Genomic DNA, 21768 nt, shown 5'->3' with positions numbered 1-21768 from the left:
CATATGCCTATGAAGACCTCTTTTTATCGTTTTGCGGCGCTCCTGCTTTTTGCGGCGGCGCTGACCGCAGGATGCGGCGAGCGGACGGACGACATGCGTCTGCTCTATTGGAATATTCAGAACGGCATGTGGTCGGACCAGAGCAACGGCTACGACAATTTCGTGGCGTGGGTCAAAGGCTACGATCCCGACGTATGCGTGTGGTGCGAGGCCCAGTCGATCTATAAGTCGGGTACGGCGGAGAGGGTGGATTCCGTCGATCGCTACCTGACGGCGAACTGGGGTGAGCTGGCGGCCCGTTACGGTCATAAATACTGGTATGTGGGCGGCCACCGCGACAATTTCCCGCAGGTCGTTACGTCGAAGTATCCGATCGAGAACGTGCGGCGGATCGTCGGCCAAGCTCCCGACAGCATCGTTTCGCACGGCGCGGGCTGGGCCCGGATCGTGAAGAACGGCAGGCCGGTCAATATCGTGACGCTCCATACGTGGCCGCAGGCGTATGCCTTTCAGGCCGTGGACCGCGACGCCAGCAAGGCCGAACACGGCGGTGACCGTTACCGGCGCATGGAGATCGAGTATATCTGCTCGCATACGATCGCTACGCAGTCTGACGCCGGACAGCAGTTGTGGATGATGATGGGCGACTTCAATTCGCGCTCGCGCCTCGACAACCGGATTTACAACTATCCCGACGACGACACGCGCCTGCTGGTGCATGATTATATCGCGGAGCATACGCCCTATGTCGACGTGATCGCGGAGAAGCACCCCGGCGAATTCCACACCACGACCCACGGGCAGAGCCGCATCGACTTCGTCTACTGCACGCCGCCGCTCTGCGAGCGGATCACCCGTGCCGAGGTGATTGCGGACGACTTCACCGAGCCGGTGCGCGATCCGGGCAAGTTGTCGAACTTCTACCACCCCTCGGACCACCGTCCGATTCTGGTGGACTTTGATATGAAATAGAACGAATCAACAAATAAACTTAAAAAACACAAACATCATGAAACAGCTCGAAATGCTCTACGAGGGCAAGGCAAAACAGGTTTTCCGCACCGACGATCCCGAAAAGATCATCATTCACTACAAGGATGCGGCGACGGCTTTCAACAACATCAAGAAGGCTACGATCGAGAACAAGGGCGTGCTGAACAACGCCATCTCGACCCTGATTTTCAAAGAGCTTCAGAAGGCGGGCATCAAGACGCACTACATCGAGACGATCAACGACCGCGACCAGATCTGCCGCAAGGTGACGATCATTCCGCTGGAGGTGATCGTGCGCAACATCATCGCAGGCTCGATGGCCCAGCGTCTGGGCATCGAGGAGGGCACGCAGCCGTCGAACACCATTTACGACATCTGCTACAAGAAGGACGAACTGGGCGACCCGCTGATCAACGACCACCACGCCGTAGCGCTGGGCGCCGTGACCTACGACGAGCTGGATCTGATTTACGCCATGACTTCGCGCATCAACGAAGTGCTGCGGAACATGTTCGCCAAGATGAACATCAACCTCGTGGACTTCAAGATCGAGTTCGGCCGCACGTCGGACGGCGAGATCGTCCTCGCCGACGAGGTGTCGCCCGACACCTGCCGTCTGTGGGACATGTCCACCAACGAGAAACTCGATAAGGACCGTTTCCGCCGCGATCTGGGCAAGGTGCGCGAGGCTTACGAGGAGATTCTTGCCCGTCTGCAGAAAATCGTGGAGTAATGGCGATGCGGCAGATTAGCGACCGGGAGTTGCATGAGGAGTGCGGTGTGTTCGGCGTCTTCGGGGTGCCCGACGCTGCATCGCTAAGCTATTACGGCCTGCATGCGCTGCAGCACCGCGGACAGGAGGGCGCGGGTATCGTGGCCGTCGACGAAGGGGGAACTTTCCGCCGCATCAAGGGCAGCGGACTGGTGACCGAGGTGTTCGACGAGGCGAAACTGGCGACGCTCAAGGGAAATACGGCCATCGGCCATGTGCGCTATACGACCGCCGGAGGCGGCGGCATCGAGAATGTGCAGCCGTTTCTGTTCCGTCACAACACGGGCGATTTCGCGCTGGCCCACAACGGCAACATCGTCAATTCGGCCCTGTTGCGCGAGTATCTGGAGAACAAGGGCAGCCTGTTCCAGTCCACGTCGGACAGCGAGATTCTGGCCCACCTGATCAAGAAGGAGACCCGCTACCACGACCGGCCGCGCATCTTTTCGATCATCGATGCGCTGAACATGCTGGAGGGGGCGTTCGCGTTCCTGATCATGACCGCCAACCGCATTTACGCCTGCCGGGACAAATACGGCCTGCGTCCGCTGGCCATCGGCCGGCTGGGCGACGGCTATGTCGTGTCGAGCGAAACCTGCGCGTTCGACGTGCTGGGTGCCGAGTTCGTGCGCGACGTCGAGCCGGGCGAGATCGTGACGATCGACAGGCAGGGTATCCGCAGCCGCGACTACTCGATGTACAAGCGCTGCGAGATGTGCTCGATGGAGTATATCTACTTCGCCCGTCCGGACAGCGACATCGACGGCTGCAACGTCCACGCCTACCGCAAGGAGTCGGGGCGTCTGCTCTTCAAGGAGTCGCCGGCCGATGCGGATATCGTGGTCGGTGTTCCCGATTCGAGCCTCAGCGCGGCGATGGGCTACGCCGAAGCGAGCGGCCTGCCGTACGAAATGGGACTCATCAAGAACAAGTATATCGGCCGTACGTTTATCCAGCCTTCGCAGGAGCTGCGCGAGAAGGGTGTGCGGATGAAGCTTTCGGCCGTGCGCAGCATCGTCAAGGGCAAGCGCGTCGTGCTGGTGGACGACTCGATCGTGCGCGGCACCACTTCGCGCCGCATCGTCACGATGCTCAAGGAGGCCGGGGCGACCGAGGTGCATGTGCGCATCGCCAGTCCGCAGATGACCCATCCGTGTTTTTACGGCGTGGACACTTCGACGCGCGACGAGCTGATTTCGGCCCGCAAGGACCTCGAAGGCGTACGCGAGGAGATTTGCGCCGATTCGCTGGCGTTCCTGACGCCCGGCGCGCTGCTCAAGGCCGGCAACCGCAAGGAGCTTTGCATGGCCTGCTTCACGGGCGAGTACCCCACGGCGCTGTACCAGTCGGTCGATGAGGCGAACAAAGATGTAAAATGTTAAGTAAACCATTCAAGTAGACTATAATGGCACAGAGTTATGAGAAGGCCGGCGTAAACCTCGAAGCCGGATACGAAGTGGTGCGGCGCATCAAGAAGCACGTCGCGTCGACCTCGCGTTTGGGCGTGATGGGCAATATCGGCGCCTTCGGCGGCATGTTCGACCTTTCGGCGCTGAACGTGAAGGAGCCGGTGCTGGTGAGCGGCACCGACGGCGTGGGCACCAAGCTCAAGCTGGCGTTCGAGATGGACAAGCACGACACGATCGGCGTCGATGCCGTGGCCATGTGCGTGAACGACGTGCTGGCGCAGGGCGCGGAACCGCTGGTGTTCCTCGATTACGTGGCCGTGGGCCACAACGAGCCGAAGAAGATCGAAGCCATCGTCAGCGGCGTGGCCGAGGGCTGCCGTCAGGCCGGCTGCGCGCTGGTGGGCGGCGAGACGGCCGAGATGCCGGGCATGTATGCGCAGGGTGAGTACGACATCGCGGGCTTTACGGTCGGCGTGGTCGAGAAGTCGAAACTGATCGACGGCTCGAAGGTCAAGGCGGGCGACGTGCTGGTCGGCATCGCGTCGAGCGGCGTGCACTCCAACGGTTTCAGCCTTGTGCGCAAGATCGTCGCCGACAACTGCTTCGACCTGCACGAGGTATATCCCGAACTGTCAAACAAACTGTTGGGCGAGGTGCTGCTGACTCCGACCAAAATCTATGTCAGGCAGGTGCTGGAGGTGATCCGCAACTGCGACGTACACGGCATCAGCCACATCACGGGCGGCGGATTCGACGAGAATATTCCCCGCATCCTGCACGACGGGCAGGGACTCGAAATTGAAGAGGGGGCATGGGAGATTCTGCCCGTGTTCCGCTTTCTCGAAAAGTACGGCAAGGTGGCGCACCGCGAGATGTTCAACATCTTCAACATGGGTATCGGCATGGTCATCGCCCTCGATGCGTCGGAGGCGGACAAGGCCATCGGCATCCTGACCGCGCAGGGCGAAAAGGCCTCGGTGATAGGACGTGTAACCGACGCCGAAGGTGTCGTAATCCGCTAAGGTCGTGCGACGCCTCGCAGTCTTCGCCAGCGGCAGCGGCACCAATTTCGAAGCCATCGTCTCGGCCTGCGAGCAGGGCGTGACCGGGGGCGAGGTGGTGCTCATGGTCTGCGACAAACCCGGAGCGCGGGTTGTCGAACGCGCCGCCGCGCACGGTGTCGAAACGTTTGTCTTCGCGCCGAAGGAGTACGCTTCGAAGGCCGATTACGAACGTGAAATCGTGCGGCTGCTCGATGCCGCGGGCGTGGAACTGGTTTGTCTGGCGGGGTATATGCGCATCGTCGGCGACGTGTTGCTGGAGGCTTACGGAGGACGGATCGTCAATATCCATCCCTCGCTGCTGCCGGCGTTCCGCGGAGCGCATGCCATCGAACAGGCGATGGAATACGGCGTCAAGGTGTTCGGGGTGACGATCCACTATGTCGATGCGTCGCTCGACGGCGGACGGATCATCGCCCAGCGGGCCTTCGAGTACGACGGTGACGACATCGAAGAGCTGGAAGCCCGGATTCATGCGGTGGAATATCCGCTTTACGTAGAAACGATAAAAAAACTGCTCGATCCATGAGTGTCGCATTCAATACGCTCGAATCGCTCGTCGACCGGCAGGCCGTCGCCTTTATCGGCTCGGTCGATGCCGAGGGTTTCCCCAATATGAAGGCCATGCTCGCACCGCGCGTACGGGAGGGGCTGAAGGTCTTCTACTTTACGACCAACACCTCGTCGATGCGGGCGGCGCAATACCGCCGCAATCCCAAGGCAGCCGTCTATTTCTGCGACGGGGCTTCTTTCGAGGGGCTGATGCTCCGCGGGACGATGGAGGTACTGGAGGACGCCGCCAGCCGGCGGCTGATCTGGCGCGAGGGCGATACGGAGTATTATCCGCAGGGCGTGGACGATCCGGACTACAGCGTACTGCGGTTTACGGCCGTGGAAGGCAGGTATTACAGTAATTTTCATTCGGAAAATATCGAAATAAAATAGTAACAGATGAGAGCATTGATAAGTGTCAGCGACAAAACGGGTGTCGTTGATTTCGCCAGGGGCCTGCGTGCCCTGGGCTGGGAGGTGATCGCTACGGGCGGCACGATGAAACTGCTGGCCGACAGCGGTGTCGAGGTTATCAACATCAGCGACGTAACGGGATTTCCCGAAATCTGCGACGGCCGCGTCAAGACCCTGCACCCCAACGTACACGGCGGCCTGCTGGCCCGCCGCGACGATCCCGAACACCTGAAGGCGCTGAAGGAGAACAACATCGAATTTATCGACATGGTCTGCGTGAACCTCTATCCGTTCCGGGAGACGATCTCGAAGCCCGACGTGAAGATGGAGGACGCCATCGAGAATATCGATATCGGCGGTCCCTCGATGCTGCGTTCGGCGGCCAAGAACTGGGCCGACGTGACGGTGGTCTGCGATCCTGCGGACTATGCGCAGATTCTCGACGAAATCCGCGCCGGCGGCAACACCGAGAAGGCCACGCGCCTGAAGCTCTCGGCCAAGGCCTATACCCATACCGCCGAGTACGATTCGATGATCGCGACCTACATGCGTGCGCAGGCCGGGCTGAACGAGAAGCTATTCCTCGAATTCGACCTCGTGCAGTCGCTGCGTTACGGCGAGAACCCGCACCAGTCGGCCCGATTCTACCGCGAGGAGAAAAAGGTTCCCTATTCGTTGGCTTTTGCCAGACAGCTCAACGGCAAGGAGCTGTCGTACAACAATATTCAGGATGCCAACGCCGCGCTGTGCATCGTGCGCGAGTTCGACAAGCCCTTCTGCGTGGGTCTGAAGCATATGAATCCCTGCGGCGCGGCGGTAGGAAAGGATGTCGTAGAAGCGTGGACCAAGGCCTATGAAGCCGACAAGGTGTCGATTTTCGGCGGTATCGTGGCGACGAACCGCACCGTTACGAAGGAGGCGGCCGAGTTGATGAAGCCGATTTTCCTCGAAATCATCATGGCCCCCAAATTCGACGAGGGCGCGCTCGAAGTGCTTTGCACGAAGAAAAACCTGCGGCTGCTGGAGGTCGATATGGAGCAGGGCGCGGTCGATCCGAAGCAGTATGTCAGCGTGAACGGCGGTCTGTTGGTGCAGGACCTCGACGTGGAGACGAAGAGCGTGACGGCCGATATGTGCGTGACGGCGGCGAAGCCCGCAGCGGAGCAGATGGACGACATGAACTTCGGCTGGCATATCGTCAAGCATGTGAAGTCGAACGCCATTGTGGTCGTGAAGGACGGCCGGACGCTGGGCGTCGGCGCAGGCCAGATGAACCGCATCGGTTCGGCCGAGATCGCCCTCAAACAGGCGCATGCCGCGGGCGTTACCGAAGGGCTGGTGCTGGCTTCGGACGGCTTCTTCCCCTTCGACGACTGCGTGACGCTGGCCGCCGAATACGGCGTGACGGCGATCGTGCAGCCGGGCGGCTCGGTGCGCGACGAAGATTCGGTCAAGAAGGCCGACGAGAAGGGCATCGCCATGGTATTTACGGGCGAAAGGCATTTCAAGCACTAAACCCTTGCTTTAGTGCTTGACCATGCGGCGAACTATATTGATAATCCTCCTGAATCCCCCTTTTTGAAGGGGGACTTTGGATAAAGATTGTCAGATGTGTCGCTTGATTCATCTGTGAAAAACTGGATGTTTTTTGAAATTTCTTTGAAAGAACGGATAAAATAAACGGATATGAAAGTTCTGGTAATAGGCGGCGGCGGCCGTGAACATGCGATCGTAGATGCCCTCGCACGCTCGGCGCAGGTGGAGAAAATCTGGTGCGCTCCCGGCAATGCGGGCATTGCGGCGCAGGCCGAGTGCGTGGCGATCAAGGAGACCGAGGTGGAGAAACTGCGCGACTTCGCAGCGGCCAACGAAATCGGCCTTACTGTCGTGGGGCCGGAGGTGGCGCTGGCGGCGGGAGTCGTCGATGCGTTCAAGGCCGCCGGGCTGAGGATCTTCGGCCCGACGAAAGCCGCCGCGCGGATCGAATCGAGCAAGGAGTTCGCCAAGGACCTGATGGCCAAATACGCCATTCCGACGGCGGGGTACCGCGCTTTCACGGAGTATGCCGAAGCGTTGGATTACGTGGCTTCGCGTCCGCTTCCGGCGGTGTTGAAGTACGATGGGCTGGCGGCCGGCAAGGGCGTGGTGATCGCCGAGACGCTGGAAGAGGCCGACGCCGCACTGAAAGACATGCTGCTCGACGACAAGTTCGGCGAAGGCAAGGTCGTGGTCGAGGACTTCCTTACGGGACCCGAATTTTCGTTCATGTGCTTCGTGTCGGGCCGCAAGGTGTGGCCGATGGCGCTGGCGCAGGACCACAAGCGCGCCTTCGACGGCGACAAGGGGCCCAACACGGGCGGTATGGGGGCCTATTCCCCGCTGCCGTTCGTTACGGCGGAGGATGAGCGGTATGCGCTCGAAAAGATCCTGCAGCCGACGGCCGACGCGATGGTCGCCGAAGGGTGTCCGTTCGAAGGGGTGCTGTACGGCGGTCTGATGAAGACTCCGCAGGGGATCAAGGTGATCGAGTTCAACGCCCGTTTCGGCGATCCCGAAACCGAGGTCGTGCTGCCGCGCCTGAAGAGCGATATCGTCGATATCTTCTGCGCTGTGGCCGATGGAGCGGATACGCAGCTCGAATGGCATGATTTCGCGACGCTGGGCGTCGTATTGGCGTCGAAGGGCTATCCCGGCTCCTATGAGAAGGGACACGAGATCAAGGGACTCGACCGGGTCGGAAGCGCTGTGTACCATATGGGCACGAAGGCCGACGGCGGCCGTATTCTGACGGCGGGCGGCCGTGTGCTCTTCGTCGTTGGCAAGGGGGCGACGCTGGCCGAAGCCCGTGCGAATGCGTTGAAGGACGTGGCGCAGATCGAATGCGACAATCTTTTTTACAGGACCGATATCGGGCACTGGGCATTTGAAAAATAGTTGGGAAATATGATAATCAGCGGAAAAGAACTTTCAGCGAAACTTAAGGCCGAAATGGCCGCCGAGGTGGCGGCGATCGGCGAAAAATACGGCCGGGTGCCCCATCTGGTCGTGATTCTGGTGGGCGAAGATCCCGGCAGCGTGTCGTATGTGACGGGCAAGGCCAAGGCGTCGGCCGAGGTGGGGATTCGCAACACGACGATCCGCAAGCCGGAGACGATTTCGGAAGCGGAGCTGCTCGGCATTATCGCCGAATTGAATGCCGACGCAGAGGTGGACGGTATTCTGGTGCAGCTGCCCCTGCCGAAACATATCGACGAGGACAAGGTGATCGAGGCGATCGACAAGGCCAAGGACGTGGACGGCTTTCATCCCCTGAACGTGGCGGCTTTGTGGCAGAAACAGCCCTGCACGCTCCCCTGCACGCCGAAGGGCATCATCAAGATGCTGAAGGCCGCAGGCGTCGGGATTGCGGGCAAGGAGGCCGTGGTGATCGGCCGCAGCAATATCGTGGGGCTTCCCGTGTCGAAACTGCTGCTGGATGAGAATGCTACGGTGACGATGACGCACAGCCGCACGCGCAACCTGCCGGAGGTGACACGCCGGGCCGATATTCTGGTCGTGGCGATCGGCCGGCCGAAATTCGTAACGGCCGACATGGTGCGCGATGGCGCCGTGGTGATCGACGTGGGTGTAAACCGCGATCCTGAGACCGGGAAGTTGTGCGGCGACGTCGATTTCGCCGCAGTCGAGTCGAAGGCTTCGGTCATCACCCCCGTGCCGGGCGGTGTGGGGCCGATGACGATCTGCTGCCTGATGGAGAATACGATCGAGTGTTTTCTGCGGCGGATGGGCCGGAAATAGATGATGAATGCCTGACATCGGGTTTTCCCGGTTTGGGACAAGCATTCCGATAAGGTAGGGCTCGTGGCCCGGACCGAAATGCCCCGAAGCGAAAGCTTCGGGGCATTTGTTTTCCTGCGGGACAAACTGCGTCTTGCCTTTGCCGTTATCTCCGTGCCGCTGCGCAGGGATTGGTGCCGTGTGTTGTGTGCCGTGTGCGGCGGCGGACGGCTTTCGCTGGGTTTTGTGTGCTGTCTTTATCATTTTTGCTGGTGTCGGTGTACATTTGCGTCCACGGGCTATTCGTTGTAGTGCGGTGTGGTGTACAAAAAAGTCCTTTTGCTGGGCTTTAGCGCTTCTTAAGGTACATCTGCAGGGGATTATGCTTACCTTCGAATGTCACAATGAACGAAATTGTGTGTGCGAAATTAAACAATTCGGATCGGTGTGAATAATTGCGACCTTTTTTGATAGAACAATAAGGATTGCCCGCTTAATTCGTCCTGCGAGTTGCAGACCGTCCGGAAAATACGTACACTAATTTAAAAAAATCTCAACAATGAAACGTTTTTATTTGGTTGCTGCCCTTGCAGCGACAGCGATGGCTGCGGCCTTTTTTACTTCGTGTGACAAGCAGGATGAAGTTACCCCCCCCAGCCTGAAAGCGCAGCATTAGGATTCCAGTCGGTTGTTACTGCAGGTCTGGAAACCCGTGCGGCAGGCGATCCGACTCCGCTCAATGCCTCGTTTAAAATCAATCTCGACACCAATGATGCTTATTCCACGGCTGTAAATAATCAGGAAGTTAAATATACGGTTGGCAGCGGCTATTCGATTTCTTCCGCGATTTATTTGTTGAAATCTTCCCGGAATATGGTCGCTTGGGCTCCGGTCGGCATCGAACCCGATGCCGAGGCTGCTCCCAATGTCTTTACGCTGAATCCGGGGAATACAACTACGGCCGCCGATTTTGTATATCAGGAGAATATGGAGGTGAATTCAGGTAAGTGCACGGATCTGGCATTGACTCTGAAACACGCTTTTGCAAAACTGACGTTTACGTTGAATGCCACGAACTATCCGTTCAGTGCGCCGAGTCTTTCGTCGCTCGTGGTCAAGGGAACTCCCGGAGTCTCGACAATAGATATTTCAAACGGTTCTTATTCGACTGTTACGGATGCCGACCTGACGGTGGTAAGTACGGCTACTGACTTTACGAGTCCGAATGCCGTTACGGCATTGGTCCTTCCCAAAACTGCAGCTTCGTTGACACTCGATTGTACGCTCGACGGGACTGCGTATCAGAATATCGCAGTCAAGGATATTGTCAAATTGGATGCCGGCGCGAATTATAACATTACGATAAACATAACGGGAACGGAGATATCGGTCTCCGGCGTGCAGGTCCCGGACTGGACTGCCGGCGGTAATGGTTCGGCAGATCTGAAATAAGGGGACTGTCCGTTTGCCCCGACCGTAAACATGAAGGGAACTGTCTGCAAGGACAGTTCCCTTTTTATTGTAAGAGCCGTTGCCGGAATCTGCTCCGGATGCGCTATTTTTTCTTATAGTAACTGCATTGCAGCGTTTCGGGCATCGGGGCCGAGGCATCGCGGCGCCAGACCATCGCAAGGTCTTTCGACGGGTCGCCTGTGCCGAAGTCGAAGCCGTCCGGCGAAGCGAAGGTTACGGGGATCGCGCCGGAGAATCCGTATGCGGCGTAGAATCCGCGCAGCCACTCTTCGCTGGGGATCAGCAGCGCCGCGTCGTCGTCGCGATCGGCGATCAGTTGCATCGCTTCGCCCATCAGCTTGCCGGCCAGTCCCCGGCGGCGGAATTCGGGAGCCGTCGCCACGCCGTAGATATAGGTCGTGCGGCCCAGCTGGCTTTCGAACGGCAGCAGGTTGAGCATCGCCGCCGTGCGGCCTTCGTATTCGGCCGTGAGCATGCGGCTGCGGCTGTAGTAGCGTATCAGGAACGAGTCGATGAACTGTTCGTCGTCGCCGAAGGCCGCGGTCCACAACTCTTTGCAGGCGATTTCGTCGGGGTGCAGGTGTATGGCCGTGAATTTGTGCTGGATGACGGCGGGGTGGTAGGAGAGTTTCGACTGGCGCAGACCGTCGATGCCGAGGTCCTCCTCGCGGTTGATCAGCGTGAAGCGTTCGGGCAGATGCTCGGCGAAGAGTTTGTTGATGATCGTAAAGGCTCCGTCGTAATCGGTATCGGCCTTTTCGACGTGGGTGTCGAACGTGTGCTCGTTGACTGCCGAGCCGAACGTAAAGGCGACCAGCTTGTCGCCGACGTAGATGCAGCCGCCCAGCATTTCCAGCTCCTCGAAGTGGTCGAAGGCCCGCTGCATGGCCCGCTGCTCGGCGCAGAGTTCCGAGGTGTGTCCCTCGTGCGCCCGGCGCCATTCGCGTTCGAGCTGCATGCACTCCGCGAAACGGTCGCGCGTCAGATTCTCGTACCAGAAGTCGGGGTATTCGGACATGAAGCGGTTGATGTGGTTGCGCTTGGGCTGGTAGCGGCGCCCCGTCAGGTTGCGCAGGTCTTCGGCGTTGTAGACGTAGTCTTCCAGTGCGCGGTCCGATTCGAATGCGAAAAGTCCCGCGTGCATGTTGCGGATCATCTCGCGGCCTTCGTCCGTCAGGCCGATCAGGCGCAGACGCTGCCCGTGGGCGTGGGCGTCTTCGCGCAGGGCGGGGATGATGCCCGCGAAATCGCCCTCGCCGACGGGCTGCATGTAGCCGATCTTCTCGCCGCCGCCGATGTGGAAGCGGATGACCAGAAAGCCGTCGATCACGGCCCATGCGCTATGGTACATTGCCTGCCAGCAGTACATGTTGGCGAATGCGAGGTCGCAGTTGAGGATGCCCGAAGGCATGGTATGGCGCTCGATGATCTGTTTGTCTTCGAGGCGTACGGGTTTGAATTCAATCATCGGGGGTGTAACTCTTGCGTTCGATATGGCTGTAATACTGCTGGATCAGCGCCCGGAACGACTGCATCAGGCTGTCGGCGGCGGGGGTGACCGGGCACTCCTGAACCTGCGCTCCCGAATCGTCGAGCACGACGGCGCCTTCGCCGGTCAGCGCGCGGAACTTCCCGTCGTACGACACCGACCAGCGTGGCCGCTCAGGCTCGTTCATCACGTCGCGTCCGAAGGCGAAATAGGGTTCCTCGCTGCCCACGAGACCCAGCACCGTGGGCATGATGTCGAGCTGCTGCACTACGTCGCCGACCTCGCCCCGCAGCGCGCCGTCGGGCGTGTACATGAAGCCTATGATGTGGTAGTTGCCGGGGTAGGTGCGGGTCACGGGTGCGAATTTTTCGGACGATACATGATCGGCCACGAATACAAAAACCGTGCGGCGGAACCACTCTTCGCGGCCGAAGCGTTCGAAAAAGAGGCGGAATGCGTTGTCGTCGTAAGCCACGCCCTTGTGGATTTTGGTGTAGCCGTCGGGCAGCGTGTTTTCGTATCGGGCGGGTACGACGAACGGATGGTGCGACGAGAGGGTGAAGAGCGTGGCGAAGAAGGGTTCCGGGGTTTCGGAAAGCTCCTCGCCCATGAATTGCAGGAACGGTTCGTCCCAGATGCCCCAGTAGCCGTCGAAATCCTCTTTGCCGTGCCGGGCTTCGTAATCCTCGCGGCTGACGAGCCGCTCCACGCCGGCCGAACGGGCATAGGCGCCGAAGCCCATCGAGCCGCGCTCCGAACCGCAGAAAAATGCCGTGGCGTAACCTTTGTCGCGCAGGATGGCCGGCAGCTGCCGGCTTTCGCCCAACGACTGCGGCATCAGCACGAACGGCGTCTTGAACGACGGGATGCTGCCCAGTACCGACGGCATGGCCTGAATCGAGCGGGTGCCGTTGGCATACATCCGTTTGAAGCACAACCCGCTGCGCATCAGCGAGTCGAGGAACGGCGTGAAGCCTTTGGTCTTTCGGTCGGCATAGATTTCGGGCATCAGGTGCGCCGAATGTTCGGCCGACATGCTCTCCATAATGAAAATCACGACGTTGCGGCCCGCGAGGTTTACGGCCGTGCTGTCTGCCGGCCGGTGGACCGGTGTGAAGCGGCGCGGCAGCTCTTCGGGCGGGAAGAATTTCCGGTAGCTGACGCCGCCCGCACTGCCGATGGTGCGCAGGATGCAGAACGGATTGCTCAGAATCAGGTTGGCCTTGCCGCTGTCCGCAGTGTAGAGCGTGGCGTTGGAGAGGGTGATCGGCCGCGTCATGCGGGTCATGCCGCCGCGCATGCCGGCGATGCAGAGTCCGGCTGCGACGGCGAAAATCGCCGTGCCGCCCGCATAGTAGCCCCAGCCCCGGCTCAGGAGACTCTCTTCGCGTATCTTGCGGCCGTAGCCCCACACGAGCAGGGCGGTCAGGGCCGCCGCCGCAATGACCAGATACCAGTTTTCGGCCATGAATTTGCCGACCAGCTGCAACGAGTTGCCGTTGTCGGCGAAGAAGATTTCATCGGCGGAGAACCGCTTCTGCGTGTAGCGGAAATAGACGCAGTCGGCCATATTGACCGCTACGACCAGCACGGCGTTTACGACGGCATAGTACCAGAACAGCAGACGGCGGTACCACTTGCGTTCGCGCGCGTGCAGAGGCAGCAGCGAGAGCAATACGAACACCCCGTCGGCGTAGACGACCGACGCGGTGTCGAATTTGAGCGAACCCGCCAGCAGCTGCCCCAGCTCTCCCCAGCTCAGCGGTCCCAGCAGCTGCGCGTTGTAGAGATAGAAAATCACGCGGCAGAGCATCAGCACCGCGTAAAGCAGTGCGATGCGCCGCAGCAGCAGGGCCGTGGGGGTGTGCAGCAGGCGTTTCATGTTCCGGGGTGTTTTCGTGCGCGGTTCGTGCGCGGGCTATTCGCAGGCTTTGAGCGACATGTCGAGCGACTTGATCTGGTGTGTCAGCGCGCCGACCGAGATGAAATCGACGCCGCACTCGGCGTAGTCGCGTATCGTGTCGAGCGTGATGCCGCCGCTGGATTCGGTCTCGCAGCGTCCGGCGACCTTCTTCACCGCTTCGCGTGTCATGGCAGGCGTGAAGTTGTCGAACATGATGCGGTCCGCGCCGCCTGCGGTGAAGACTTCGTCGATGTCCTCCAGCGAACGCACCTCGCATTCGATCGGAATATCCTTGCCCTTGGCCTTGAGGTATTCGCGGGCGCCGCAGATCGCCTTGCGGATGCCGCCGGCGAAGTCGATGTGGTTGTCTTTCAGTAGGATCATGTCGAAAAGACCCATGCGGTGGTTTTCACCGCCGCCGATCTTCACGGCCATCTTGTCCAGTACGCGCATGCCGGGCGTGGTCTTGCGGGTGTCGAGGACTTTGGTGTGCAGTCCTTCGAGCCGCGCGACGTAAACGGCGGTCTGCGTCGCTACGCCGCTCATGCGCTGCATGATGTTGAGGATGATGCGCTCGGCCTGCAGCAGCGAACGCAGGCGGCCCGATACGTAAAACGCCACGTCGCCGGGTTTTACGCGGTCGCCGTCGTGAAGCACCTGCTCGAAGTGCATGTCGGGGTCGAGACGGTCGAATACGATCCGGGCGATTTCGATGCCGGCGATGATGCCTTCCTGCTTGCAAAGCAGGCGCATGCGGCCGTGTTCGCCGGCCGGGATGCACGAAAGCGACGTGTGGTCGCCGTCGCCGATGTCTTCTTTGATGCAAAGCTCGATAAGCTCGTCTACGAAAGGTCTGTATTCGGGTTTCATGTTCTTATTTGATAAGTGTTCCGTTGAATTCAGCTGTGTGGTTCAGGTGATAGGTGGGGTTGGTGCAAGTGAAGACCAAGTGGAATTTTTCTGCGTTGTCGGTCACTTCGCATGCGAAATTCGAAATTACGTAGTCTTCGTAAGGGGCATCGTCGATTTCGGGGATGATTGCGCCTGTGCTTTCGAAAATCGTCGATCCGTCGTCGTTGTGGCGTGATAGTTTGGGAAATACGATGGTCTTTACCGGTTCACGCGGGTTGTCGGTGAATTTTACATTCTTCATCGTCAGCGCAACGCTCTTGTCCGGCTGTTCGGTAAGGTTGCAGATTACGCCCGAAGTCTGGTTTGTCACGTCGCCTGCCGTGTCGGTGACTTTCAGTGTGCAGGTATATGACCCTGAGTCGGGATTGAAGTTTTCGTCGTCGTTGTCGCAGGCGGTGACGGTTGCGGCAGCCAGCAGGAGGAATAGTAATTTTTTCATGTTGCGTTATCCGTTTTATAAGTTAATGTTCAGTGTGATGCCGAATGTGCGGGGGCGTCCGCGCTGGACGAACTCGTTGCCGATCGATTTGAAATAGAATACGTCGTAACCGGCGTCGGTGAGGTTGCGGCCCCAGACGCTGAGCGAGTAGCGGGCGTGTTCGAAGCGTACCGAAGCGTCCGTAAGCGCGTAGAAAGGTTGTGAAAGCGTATTTTCTTCGTTCCACCAGATGCGGCCCGCGCAGCGGACGCCGGCCTGAAACACCAGATCGCCGAGCCATTTCACGCCGGTCGGGACGGTCCATGCGGCTCCGGCCGAAAGGGTGAGCTGCGGGGCGTAGGGGATGCGGTTGTCCTTGTAGCTGATGCGCACGGGATCGCCGTCGTCGTTCTTTACGGTTGTTTCGTACCGGACAAACCGGGCGTCGGTGTAGCCGTACGCGAGGTTGATGTCGAAGGTGCGCCACGGCGAAATCTGAACGGCCGCTTCGGCTCCGAGACTGCGCGTGCGCCCGGCGTTGGTCATCATGCGGCCGGTGGTCTGTCCCGGCGGAAAGACGGTGAGCTGCTGGTCGCGGCAGTCGATGTAGAACAGTGCGAAATCGCCCCGGACCGCGCCCTCCATGCACGAGAAATGCCCGCCGATCTCGTAGTTCCAGCTGTATTCGGGTTTGTAGGCGACGCCCCGCTGCACGTCGTACACTTCGCCGATGCCCATGCGGTTCATCATCTTCTGCTGGAGGACGTCGGAAAATATCTGGGTGTTGAAGCCGCCCGACTTGTAGCCCTTGGCGATGGTCAGGTAGAGGTTGCGCGTCTCGTCGAAGGAGTACATGACCGAGAATTTGGGCAGCAGCTCGGTAAAGGTCTGTTTCAATGTGCTGCGGTCGTCGATGTCTATTGGCCGTTCGTAGGCAGTCTCGTTTTTGATGTGGGTTTTGGTGTACCACGTATCCGTATAGTTGCGGTAACGCAGGCGGGCGTGCTCGAAGTCGAAGCGCAATCCTGCGGTGAAGCGCCAGCGTCCCAGCGTATAGTTGGATTCGTGGTAGAGGGCGCCGCCAGCCGAAGGCATGCGGAAATCGCTCCCCAGAAAGAGCTCGTCGCCGCCCGTTCCGTCCTTCAGCCCCCAGCTGTAGCGGTAGCTCTGGTCGTTTTCGTTGGCGTATTTGAGGATCAGCTCCTCGATGCCCGTCTGTTTGAAGTGCACCGGGGCGTTCATCGTGCCGTGGCGGTAGAATCCGAATGCCCCCAGCAGCCAGCGGTAGGCTTTGTCCCCGCGCGAACGGAAGACGAGGTCCTCAGTCACGCTATGCTCGGTACGGGCCTGCCTGAGCGTGAAATACGAGAGGGGCAGGAAATCCTGATCGAGGATCATCTCGTCGTCGGAATACTGGTAGCACGTGATGGAGGCGACGGTGAAATTGCCGGCGTCGTAGCGGATCGTGAGTCCGTCGCTCAGGGCGGTGCGGCGGTAGGAGCAGGGGTCGTTGTAGCGGATTTCCCCGCGGCGGACGACGGGGCGTCCGTCGTCGCCGATGATGTCGTCGCCGACATAGGCATAGGGATAGCCGCCCTGTTCGAGCACCGAGAACGAAAGCGTATTGTCGATGCGGAGTCCCGTGCGGTTGCGCCACTGGGTTTTCCAGCGTCCGCCGCCCAGCCGTTCCCAGTCGCATTTGTCGCCCGTGGCGAGATTCTCGAAGAATCCGCCCGTGTGGGTATAATAACCCGTTACGGCCATGCCCAGATCGGGCGTGAGTTTGTAGTAGGACGAGGCGCGGAACTTGTAGCTGTCGCCGCTGCCGTATTCGGCGCTCAGGCGCACGCCCTCGTACGAGAGCGGCGAGAGGGTGTAGACGTTGATTACGCCGCCCATCGTATTGCGGCCGTAGAGCGTGCTCTGCGGTCCGCGGAGTACTTCGATGCGTTCGGCGTCGGCCAGTTCCGTGTCGTAATTGTCCTTGTTGAGAACCGGTACGTTGTCGATATTGAGTCCCATGACCGGCTGGTCGATGCGCGCACCGAGTCCCCGGACGTAGATCGACGAGGTCATGCGCGAGCCGTAGTCGGGGGCGAAGAAGTTGGGGACCTGCTGGGAGAGGTGTTTCAGTGCGCCGATGCGCTCCCGTTCGATGGCGCGGCTGCCGACAATCGTCGCCGCGACGGGCTGCGACCGCAGGACCATGCCCTGCTTGATGGCCGTCACCTGCACCTTGTCCACCACGATCACGGTATCCGCCGCGGCCGGTTCCTCCCCGGCCGTGCCGGCGACTGCCGCCGTTGCCGCGGCATGCCGTTCCGGTGTCTGTGCTCCCCCGGCCGCCGCGAGGAGCGGAAGGAGTGTCAGAAGCGGTATGGTCAGTTGTCTGAGGTGCACGGTAAAGCGTTTGATTCGGATGCAAAGTAACGGATTTATTTCGGAAGCTGCAATCCTAATTTATGAGGAGGGGGCTTCACAGTTCGCCGGCATCGACGTAACCGGCCGTCAGGGCGTAGATGGCCAGACCCGCCACCGAGCGGATACCCAGCTTCTCCATGATGTTGCGGCGGTGCGAAATGACGGTCGTAAGCCCGATTTGCAGGCTGTCGGCGATCTGTTTGTTCATATAACCGCGGGCGATCAGCGCCAGCACCTCGGCTTCGCGGCCCGAAAGGGGCGCGGCTTCAGGACGCACCGCGCCGGGAACGATGTGTTCGGACCGGTGCGCGCCGTGGTGCATGCGCAGGATGTCGCGGACGATCGCCTCCTCGTTGGTGCAGACGTCGATGCAGTGCATGTCCGCATAAGCAGGCTGGGGCTGTCCGCTGCAAAGCAGGATCGTTTTGCTGCGCCGGGCGCGGAAGAAACTGCCGTGCGTGACGAAGAGCTGCGCCGCCACGAAGAAGTGGAAGAAGCGTTCCGGGTCCGCTTCCGTGAAGGATTCGAAGTCGCCGAAAAGTTCGACGTCGGCGGCGGGAATGATCTTTTCGAGAATGGATTTCATCCCGACGCCCATCAGGACGTTGGGCGCTGCGACGGCTATGGCGGGACGGCGCTCCATCGGCTTACTCGTGGTGATAGGGTTCGTTGTTGAGAATGGTGAAGGCGCGGTAGATCTGCTCGGCGAAGATCGCCCGCACGATCTGGTGCGAAAAGGTCATGCGCGAAAGGGACAGACGGGCGTCGGAGCGTTTGTAGACCTCCTCCGAGAATCCGTAAGGTCCGCCGATGACCAGCACCAGACGTTTCACGCCGCTGTTCATGCGTTTCTGGAGCCAATAGGCGAATTCGACTGACCGCATTTCGTCGCCCCGCTCGTCGAGCAGTACGACGTAGTCGCCGTCCGACAACTGGCGCAGGATCGCTTCGCCTTCGGCCGTGCGCTGCTGTTTGACGCTGAGGTTCTTGGTGTTGCGGATGTCGGGCAGGGCGGTGACCGCGAATTTGCAGTAGAAGTTTACGCGCCGGGCGTACATTTCGACCAGCGACGCGACCTCCTTCGAGTCGGTTTTGCCTATGACTATCAGTTCGATGACCATTTCTTTTCGTAAATCGTTTCCGCAGTCTGCCGCCGCATGCCGGACCGTGACTTGGTTGCCGGTCGAAGCGTTTGCCGGAGCTGCGCGAAAGGGGGGCGGGGCGTCGTAGCCCGGCCGGGGGTCGGAGCCGTAAAAAGCGGATTACAGGTCCGAATTCCATTCGCCGTCGGCGTCGGTGTAGATCACCGGCCGCGATTTCTCGACCGACTTGAGCCACTCGTAAGCCTTGTACATGTTGTAACCGTTGCCCGATTCGCCGCCCAGCGCGAAGGCGACGACGCAGGTGTGGTTGCGCGAGCGGTAGTACATCGCCTTGACCCGTTCGAGGTATTCGTCGGCCAGCGCGGGATCGTTCGACGGCGTGCCGCCCACACGGCGGTCGTCGCGCCTGTCGGGAGCGTTGATGTTGGCCCGGTCGATGACGTAAAGACCGAGTTCGTCGCAAAGTTCGTAGAACCACGCCGGCTGCGGATAGTCGGGGCAGACGGTGTTGCTGCCCTTGGATTTGAGGTTTTTCAGCTCCGCGAGGGTGATTTTACGGTCTGCGGCGGCGTTGTAGCGGGTTTTGACGAGTTTGATCTCCTTGTCGAAGCGGGTGATGCGGCCGTCGGTGAATTCGGTCTTGCCGAAGCCGATCTTCAGCGGCATGTATTCGCGGTAAGCTCCGTCGCGGCGCGTGAAGAGCATGACTTTGTAGAGCGGCGGATTCTTGGCGCCCGGTTCCCATTTGTTGGCGTTGGTGCCGTAAATGAAGGGGCTGAAGCGCACCGTGTCGGTCGTGCGGCCCGGAATCACGACTTCGCGGATGTTGAAGTCGAGCAGCTTGCCCTGCGGCGAGTAGATGTCGTAACCCACGGTGACGGGTTCGTCGTAGTTGAATGCGTTCTGGGCGACGATGGCCAGTTCGAGTACGCCGAATTTGCGGGTGGAGTCGGGGACGAGCGCGATTTCGAAGTCGCGGATCGAGCGTTTGTTCTGGGTGTATAGGTAGCTGTTTTCGAATGCCTTGCGCGACGCCGGGGCGGCGTTGAGCGCATCGGCCGCGCTGCGGCGCAGAGTCAGCACGACGGCGTTCTTGCCTTCGCGGATGTAGGGTGTCAGCGCGAATTCGGCGGGCGTCGAGGAGTCTTCGACCTCGGCGACCTCGGTGTCGTTGACCGTGAGCGTATAGGCCGTGCCGACGTTTTCGAGGTGGAGGTACACCACGCCGTCGGTCCAGACGTAGGGAATGTCGATCACCTGCCCGACGGCCACCGCATCGTCCGTGGCCGCGAACGCTTCGGGGGTGTAGGCGATATAGGCTTCGACGCCTGCGCGGTTGCGGGCGTCGGCGTCGTGGCGCTTGTCGTAGGGAACGACCTCGGTGCGGTGGATGCGTCCCGCTTCGACCGGACGCGAGAGAATCTCGGTCGCGGGCGGCTCCTTGATATTGTAGAGGTCCTGTGCCCGGATGCCTGCGGCGCAGAGGATCGCCGCCGTCAGCAGTATGGTACGTTTCATCGTGCGTGTTCTTATATAGGTTAGGCAAAGGTACTTTTTTTTTGTCAAATCGCAAATAATAGGTATCTTTGTAAATTCGAAAAGAACGAATAGGAGCATTGATAAAATGAAAGATATGAAATCGCAGAGAATCGCAGAAATTCTGAAGTCGGGTGCCGAGGACACCGACATCGTCGTCAAAGGTTGGGTGCGCACCAAGCGCGGAAACAAGAATGTGGCGTTCATCGCCCTCAATGACGGATCGTGCGTTGCGAATATCCAGATAGTGGTCGATCTTGCCAAGTTCGGCGAAGAGCAGCTCAAACCCATCACCACGGGCGCCTGCATCCGTGTGGACGGACGGCTCGTGGCGTCGCTCGGATCGGGCCAGCGCGTCGAGGTGCAGGCCGAGAAGATCGAGATCTACGGCACGGCCGATCCGGAGACCTATCCCCTGCAGAAAAAGGGGCATTCGCTGGAGTTCCTGCGCGACATCGCCTACCTGCGTCCGCGCACCAATACCTTCGGCGCGGTGCTGCGCATCCGGCACGCCATGGCCTACGCCATTCACGAATATTTCAACAGGGAGGGTTTCTATTACTTCCACACGCCGCTTATCACGGCTTCGGACTGCGAGGGCGCAGGCGCCATGTTTCAGGTGACGACGCTCGACCTGAACGACGTGCCCAAGAATGAGCAGGGACAGGTCGATTTCTCGCAGGACTTCTTCGGCAAGGCCTGCAACCTGACCGTGTCGGGCCAGCTCGAAGGCGAGCTGGGTGCGCTGTCGCTGGGCCGCATCTACACCTTCGGTCCCACGTTCCGCGCCGAGAATTCCAACACTCCGCGCCATGCGTCGGAGTTCTGGATGATCGAGCCGGAGGCCGCCTTCTATGAGCTGGAGGACAACATGGAGCTGGCCGAGGATTTCCTCAAGTACCTGATCCGGTATGCGCTGGACAACTGCGCCGAGGACCTCGAATTCATGAACAAGATGTGGGACAACGGATTGCTGGACCGCCTGCACTTCGTGCTGGAAAACGACTTCAAGCGTCTCGACTACACCGAGGGCATCGAAATACTGAAGGCTTCGGGCCGCAAGTTCGAATTCCCCTGCGACTGGGGCTGCGACCTGCAGTCGGAGCATGAGCGTTATCTGGTCGAGGAGCATTTCAAGCGTCCCGTCATCCTGATCAACTATCCCAAGGACATCAAGGCCTTCTACATGAAGCAGAATGACGACGGCAAGACCGTACGCGCTATGGACGTATTGTTCCCCGGAATCGGCGAAATCATCGGCGGATCGGAGCGTGAGGCCGATTATGGCAAGCTTCATGCAAGGGTCGCCGAATTGGGCATGAACGAAAAGGAGCTTTGGTGGTATCTCGACACCCGCCGCTGGGGTTCGGCTCCGCATTCGGGCTTCGGTCTGGGCTTCGACCGGCTGCTGCTTTTCGTGACGGGCATGACCAACATCCGCGACGTGCAGCCGTTCCCGCGCACGCCGAAGAACGCCGATTTTTAAAACCGCCCGGAAAGGCTGTTTCACGCCTCTTGCTGCCGGACCCGAACGA

General features: G+C 59.9%; 19 protein-coding genes. 11 read left to right on the top strand and 8 right to left on the bottom strand.

Annotated features, from left to right (window positions below; translation table 11 throughout):
• Window positions 1-9 precede the first annotated feature (9 nt).
• The 10 genes from HMPREF9720_RS06070 to HMPREF9720_RS06025 all read left to right on the top strand — a co-directional run bounded on the left by HMPREF9720_RS06070 (window position 10) and on the right by HMPREF9720_RS06025 (window position 10430).
• Entirely contained in the window at window positions 10-972 is a 963-nt protein-coding gene (locus HMPREF9720_RS06070; RefSeq protein WP_009597411.1) for an endonuclease/exonuclease/phosphatase family protein, read from the top strand.
• 37 nt (window positions 973-1009) lie between these two features.
• Complete coding sequence (gene purC / locus HMPREF9720_RS06065) at window positions 1010-1726, top strand: phosphoribosylaminoimidazolesuccinocarboxamide synthase (protein ID WP_009597338.1); 717 nt, start codon at window positions 1010-1012, stop codon at window positions 1724-1726.
• The gene (gene purF / locus HMPREF9720_RS06060; protein WP_009597386.1) at window positions 1726-3147 is read left to right on the top strand and encodes an amidophosphoribosyltransferase; all 1422 of its coding nucleotides are present in this window, start codon (window positions 1726-1728) and stop codon (window positions 3145-3147) included. The genes purC and purF overlap by 1 nt, the downstream gene beginning before the upstream one ends.
• Window positions 3148-3170: 23 nt before the next feature.
• The gene (gene purM, locus HMPREF9720_RS06055) at window positions 3171-4196 is read left to right on the top strand and encodes a phosphoribosylformylglycinamidine cyclo-ligase (protein ID WP_009597426.1); all 1026 of its coding nucleotides are present in this window, start codon (window positions 3171-3173) and stop codon (window positions 4194-4196) included.
• A gap of 4 nt (window positions 4197-4200) precedes the next feature.
• Window positions 4201-4764: a phosphoribosylglycinamide formyltransferase gene (gene purN / locus HMPREF9720_RS06050; RefSeq protein WP_009597404.1), complete on the top strand. Its 564-nt coding sequence runs from the start codon at window positions 4201-4203 to the stop codon at window positions 4762-4764.
• Window positions 4761-5180, top strand: a complete 420-nt coding sequence (locus HMPREF9720_RS06045) for a pyridoxamine 5'-phosphate oxidase family protein (protein ID WP_009597366.1) — start codon at window positions 4761-4763, stop codon at window positions 5178-5180. Before purN ends, HMPREF9720_RS06045 begins: the two co-directional genes overlap by 4 nt.
• Window positions 5181-5186: 6 nt before the next feature.
• Window positions 5187-6716, top strand: a complete 1530-nt coding sequence (gene purH, locus HMPREF9720_RS06040; protein ID WP_009597345.1) for a bifunctional phosphoribosylaminoimidazolecarboxamide formyltransferase/IMP cyclohydrolase — start codon at window positions 5187-5189, stop codon at window positions 6714-6716.
• 171 nt (window positions 6717-6887) lie between these two features.
• Window positions 6888-8135 carry a phosphoribosylamine--glycine ligase gene (purD, locus tag HMPREF9720_RS06035; protein ID WP_009597384.1) on the top strand — a complete coding sequence of 416 codons (1248 nt, stop codon included), beginning with the start codon at window positions 6888-6890 and terminating at the stop codon, window positions 8133-8135.
• A gap of 9 nt (window positions 8136-8144) precedes the next feature.
• A complete protein-coding gene (folD, locus tag HMPREF9720_RS06030) occupies window positions 8145-8999 on the top strand; it encodes a bifunctional methylenetetrahydrofolate dehydrogenase/methenyltetrahydrofolate cyclohydrolase FolD (RefSeq protein WP_039940033.1) in 855 nt (284 codons plus the stop codon).
• Window positions 9000-9680: 681 nt separating this feature from the next.
• A complete protein-coding gene (locus HMPREF9720_RS06025) occupies window positions 9681-10430 on the top strand; it encodes a fimbrillin family protein (RefSeq protein ID WP_175282397.1) in 750 nt (249 codons plus the stop codon).
• A gap of 103 nt (window positions 10431-10533) precedes the next feature.
• Here the strand turns inward: HMPREF9720_RS06025 and HMPREF9720_RS06020 are convergent, their stop codons facing one another.
• The 8 genes from HMPREF9720_RS06020 to HMPREF9720_RS05985 all read right to left on the bottom strand — a co-directional run bounded on the left by HMPREF9720_RS06020 (window position 10534) and on the right by HMPREF9720_RS05985 (window position 20215).
• A complete protein-coding gene (locus tag HMPREF9720_RS06020) occupies window positions 10534-11919 on the bottom strand; it encodes a GNAT family N-acetyltransferase (RefSeq protein WP_009597385.1) in 1386 nt (461 codons plus the stop codon).
• Window positions 11912-13822: an LTA synthase family protein gene (locus HMPREF9720_RS06015; protein WP_009597349.1), complete on the bottom strand. Its 1911-nt coding sequence runs from the start codon at window positions 13820-13822 to the stop codon at window positions 11912-11914. Before HMPREF9720_RS06015 ends, HMPREF9720_RS06020 begins: the two co-directional genes overlap by 8 nt.
• A gap of 36 nt (window positions 13823-13858) precedes the next feature.
• Window positions 13859-14713 (bottom strand): carboxylating nicotinate-nucleotide diphosphorylase, encoded by an 855-nt coding sequence (gene nadC / locus HMPREF9720_RS06010; RefSeq protein ID WP_009597398.1) that lies wholly within the window; start codon window positions 14711-14713, stop codon window positions 13859-13861.
• 4 nt (window positions 14714-14717) lie between these two features.
• On the bottom strand, window positions 14718-15194 hold the full coding sequence (locus tag HMPREF9720_RS06005; protein ID WP_009597374.1) for a hypothetical protein: 477 nt from the start codon (window positions 15192-15194) through the stop codon (window positions 14718-14720).
• Between the two features lie 15 nt (window positions 15195-15209).
• On the bottom strand, window positions 15210-17573 hold the full coding sequence (locus HMPREF9720_RS06000) for a TonB-dependent receptor (RefSeq protein ID WP_009597418.1): 2364 nt from the start codon (window positions 17571-17573) through the stop codon (window positions 15210-15212).
• A gap of 76 nt (window positions 17574-17649) precedes the next feature.
• Window positions 17650-18237 carry a helix-turn-helix transcriptional regulator gene (locus HMPREF9720_RS05995; protein ID WP_009597406.1) on the bottom strand — a complete coding sequence of 196 codons (588 nt, stop codon included), beginning with the start codon at window positions 18235-18237 and terminating at the stop codon, window positions 17650-17652.
• Between the two features lie 4 nt (window positions 18238-18241).
• Window positions 18242-18715 (bottom strand): 23S rRNA (pseudouridine(1915)-N(3))-methyltransferase RlmH, encoded by a 474-nt coding sequence (gene rlmH / locus HMPREF9720_RS05990; RefSeq protein ID WP_009597397.1) that lies wholly within the window; start codon window positions 18713-18715, stop codon window positions 18242-18244.
• Between the two features lie 141 nt (window positions 18716-18856).
• On the bottom strand, window positions 18857-20215 hold the full coding sequence (locus tag HMPREF9720_RS05985) for a glycoside hydrolase family 2 TIM barrel-domain containing protein (RefSeq protein ID WP_039940031.1): 1359 nt from the start codon (window positions 20213-20215) through the stop codon (window positions 18857-18859).
• A gap of 115 nt (window positions 20216-20330) precedes the next feature.
• Here HMPREF9720_RS05985 and asnS point away from each other — a divergent pair, with 115 nt between their 5' ends.
• On the top strand, window positions 20331-21719 hold the full coding sequence (gene asnS, locus HMPREF9720_RS05980; protein WP_009597341.1) for an asparagine--tRNA ligase: 1389 nt from the start codon (window positions 20331-20333) through the stop codon (window positions 21717-21719).
• The last annotated feature ends 49 nt before the right edge of the window (window positions 21720-21768 follow it).

The sequence above is a fragment of the Alistipes sp. HGB5 genome (assembly GCF_000183485.2).
GTDB classification, from domain to species: Bacteria; Bacteroidota; Bacteroidia; order Bacteroidales; family Rikenellaceae; genus Alistipes; species Alistipes finegoldii.
This window is presented reverse-complemented; position numbering and strand designations above follow the sequence as displayed.

Excerpts from the sequence above, each read along its gene's own strand:
- HMPREF9720_RS06070 (WP_009597411.1), top strand. The coding sequence starts at position 10 with ATGAAGACCTCTTTTTATCGTTTTGCGGCGCTCCTGCTTTTTGCGGCG.
- purC (WP_009597338.1), top strand. The coding sequence starts at position 1,010 with ATGAAACAGCTCGAAATGCTCTACGAGGGCAAGGCAAAACAGGTTTTC.
- purF (WP_009597386.1), top strand. The coding sequence starts at position 1,726 with ATGGCGATGCGGCAGATTAGCGACCGGGAGTTGCATGAGGAGTGCGGT.
- purM (WP_009597426.1), top strand. The coding sequence starts at position 3,171 with ATGGCACAGAGTTATGAGAAGGCCGGCGTAAACCTCGAAGCCGGATAC.
- HMPREF9720_RS06045 (WP_009597366.1), top strand. The coding sequence starts at position 4,761 with ATGAGTGTCGCATTCAATACGCTCGAATCGCTCGTCGACCGGCAGGCC.
- purH (WP_009597345.1), top strand. The coding sequence starts at position 5,187 with ATGAGAGCATTGATAAGTGTCAGCGACAAAACGGGTGTCGTTGATTTC.
- purD (WP_009597384.1), top strand. The coding sequence starts at position 6,888 with ATGAAAGTTCTGGTAATAGGCGGCGGCGGCCGTGAACATGCGATCGTA.
- folD (WP_039940033.1), top strand. The coding sequence starts at position 8,145 with ATGATAATCAGCGGAAAAGAACTTTCAGCGAAACTTAAGGCCGAAATG.
- HMPREF9720_RS06020 (WP_009597385.1), bottom strand. The coding sequence starts at position 11,919 with ATGATTGAATTCAAACCCGTACGCCTCGAAGACAAACAGATCATCGAG.
- HMPREF9720_RS06015 (WP_009597349.1), bottom strand. The coding sequence starts at position 13,822 with ATGAAACGCCTGCTGCACACCCCCACGGCCCTGCTGCTGCGGCGCATC.
- nadC (WP_009597398.1), bottom strand. The coding sequence starts at position 14,713 with ATGAAACCCGAATACAGACCTTTCGTAGACGAGCTTATCGAGCTTTGC.
- HMPREF9720_RS06005 (WP_009597374.1), bottom strand. The coding sequence starts at position 15,194 with ATGAAAAAATTACTATTCCTCCTGCTGGCTGCCGCAACCGTCACCGCC.
- HMPREF9720_RS05995 (WP_009597406.1), bottom strand. The coding sequence starts at position 18,237 with ATGGAGCGCCGTCCCGCCATAGCCGTCGCAGCGCCCAACGTCCTGATG.
- rlmH (WP_009597397.1), bottom strand. The coding sequence starts at position 18,715 with ATGGTCATCGAACTGATAGTCATAGGCAAAACCGACTCGAAGGAGGTC.
- HMPREF9720_RS05985 (WP_039940031.1), bottom strand. The coding sequence starts at position 20,215 with ATGAAACGTACCATACTGCTGACGGCGGCGATCCTCTGCGCCGCAGGC.
- asnS (WP_009597341.1), top strand. The coding sequence starts at position 20,331 with ATGAAATCGCAGAGAATCGCAGAAATTCTGAAGTCGGGTGCCGAGGAC.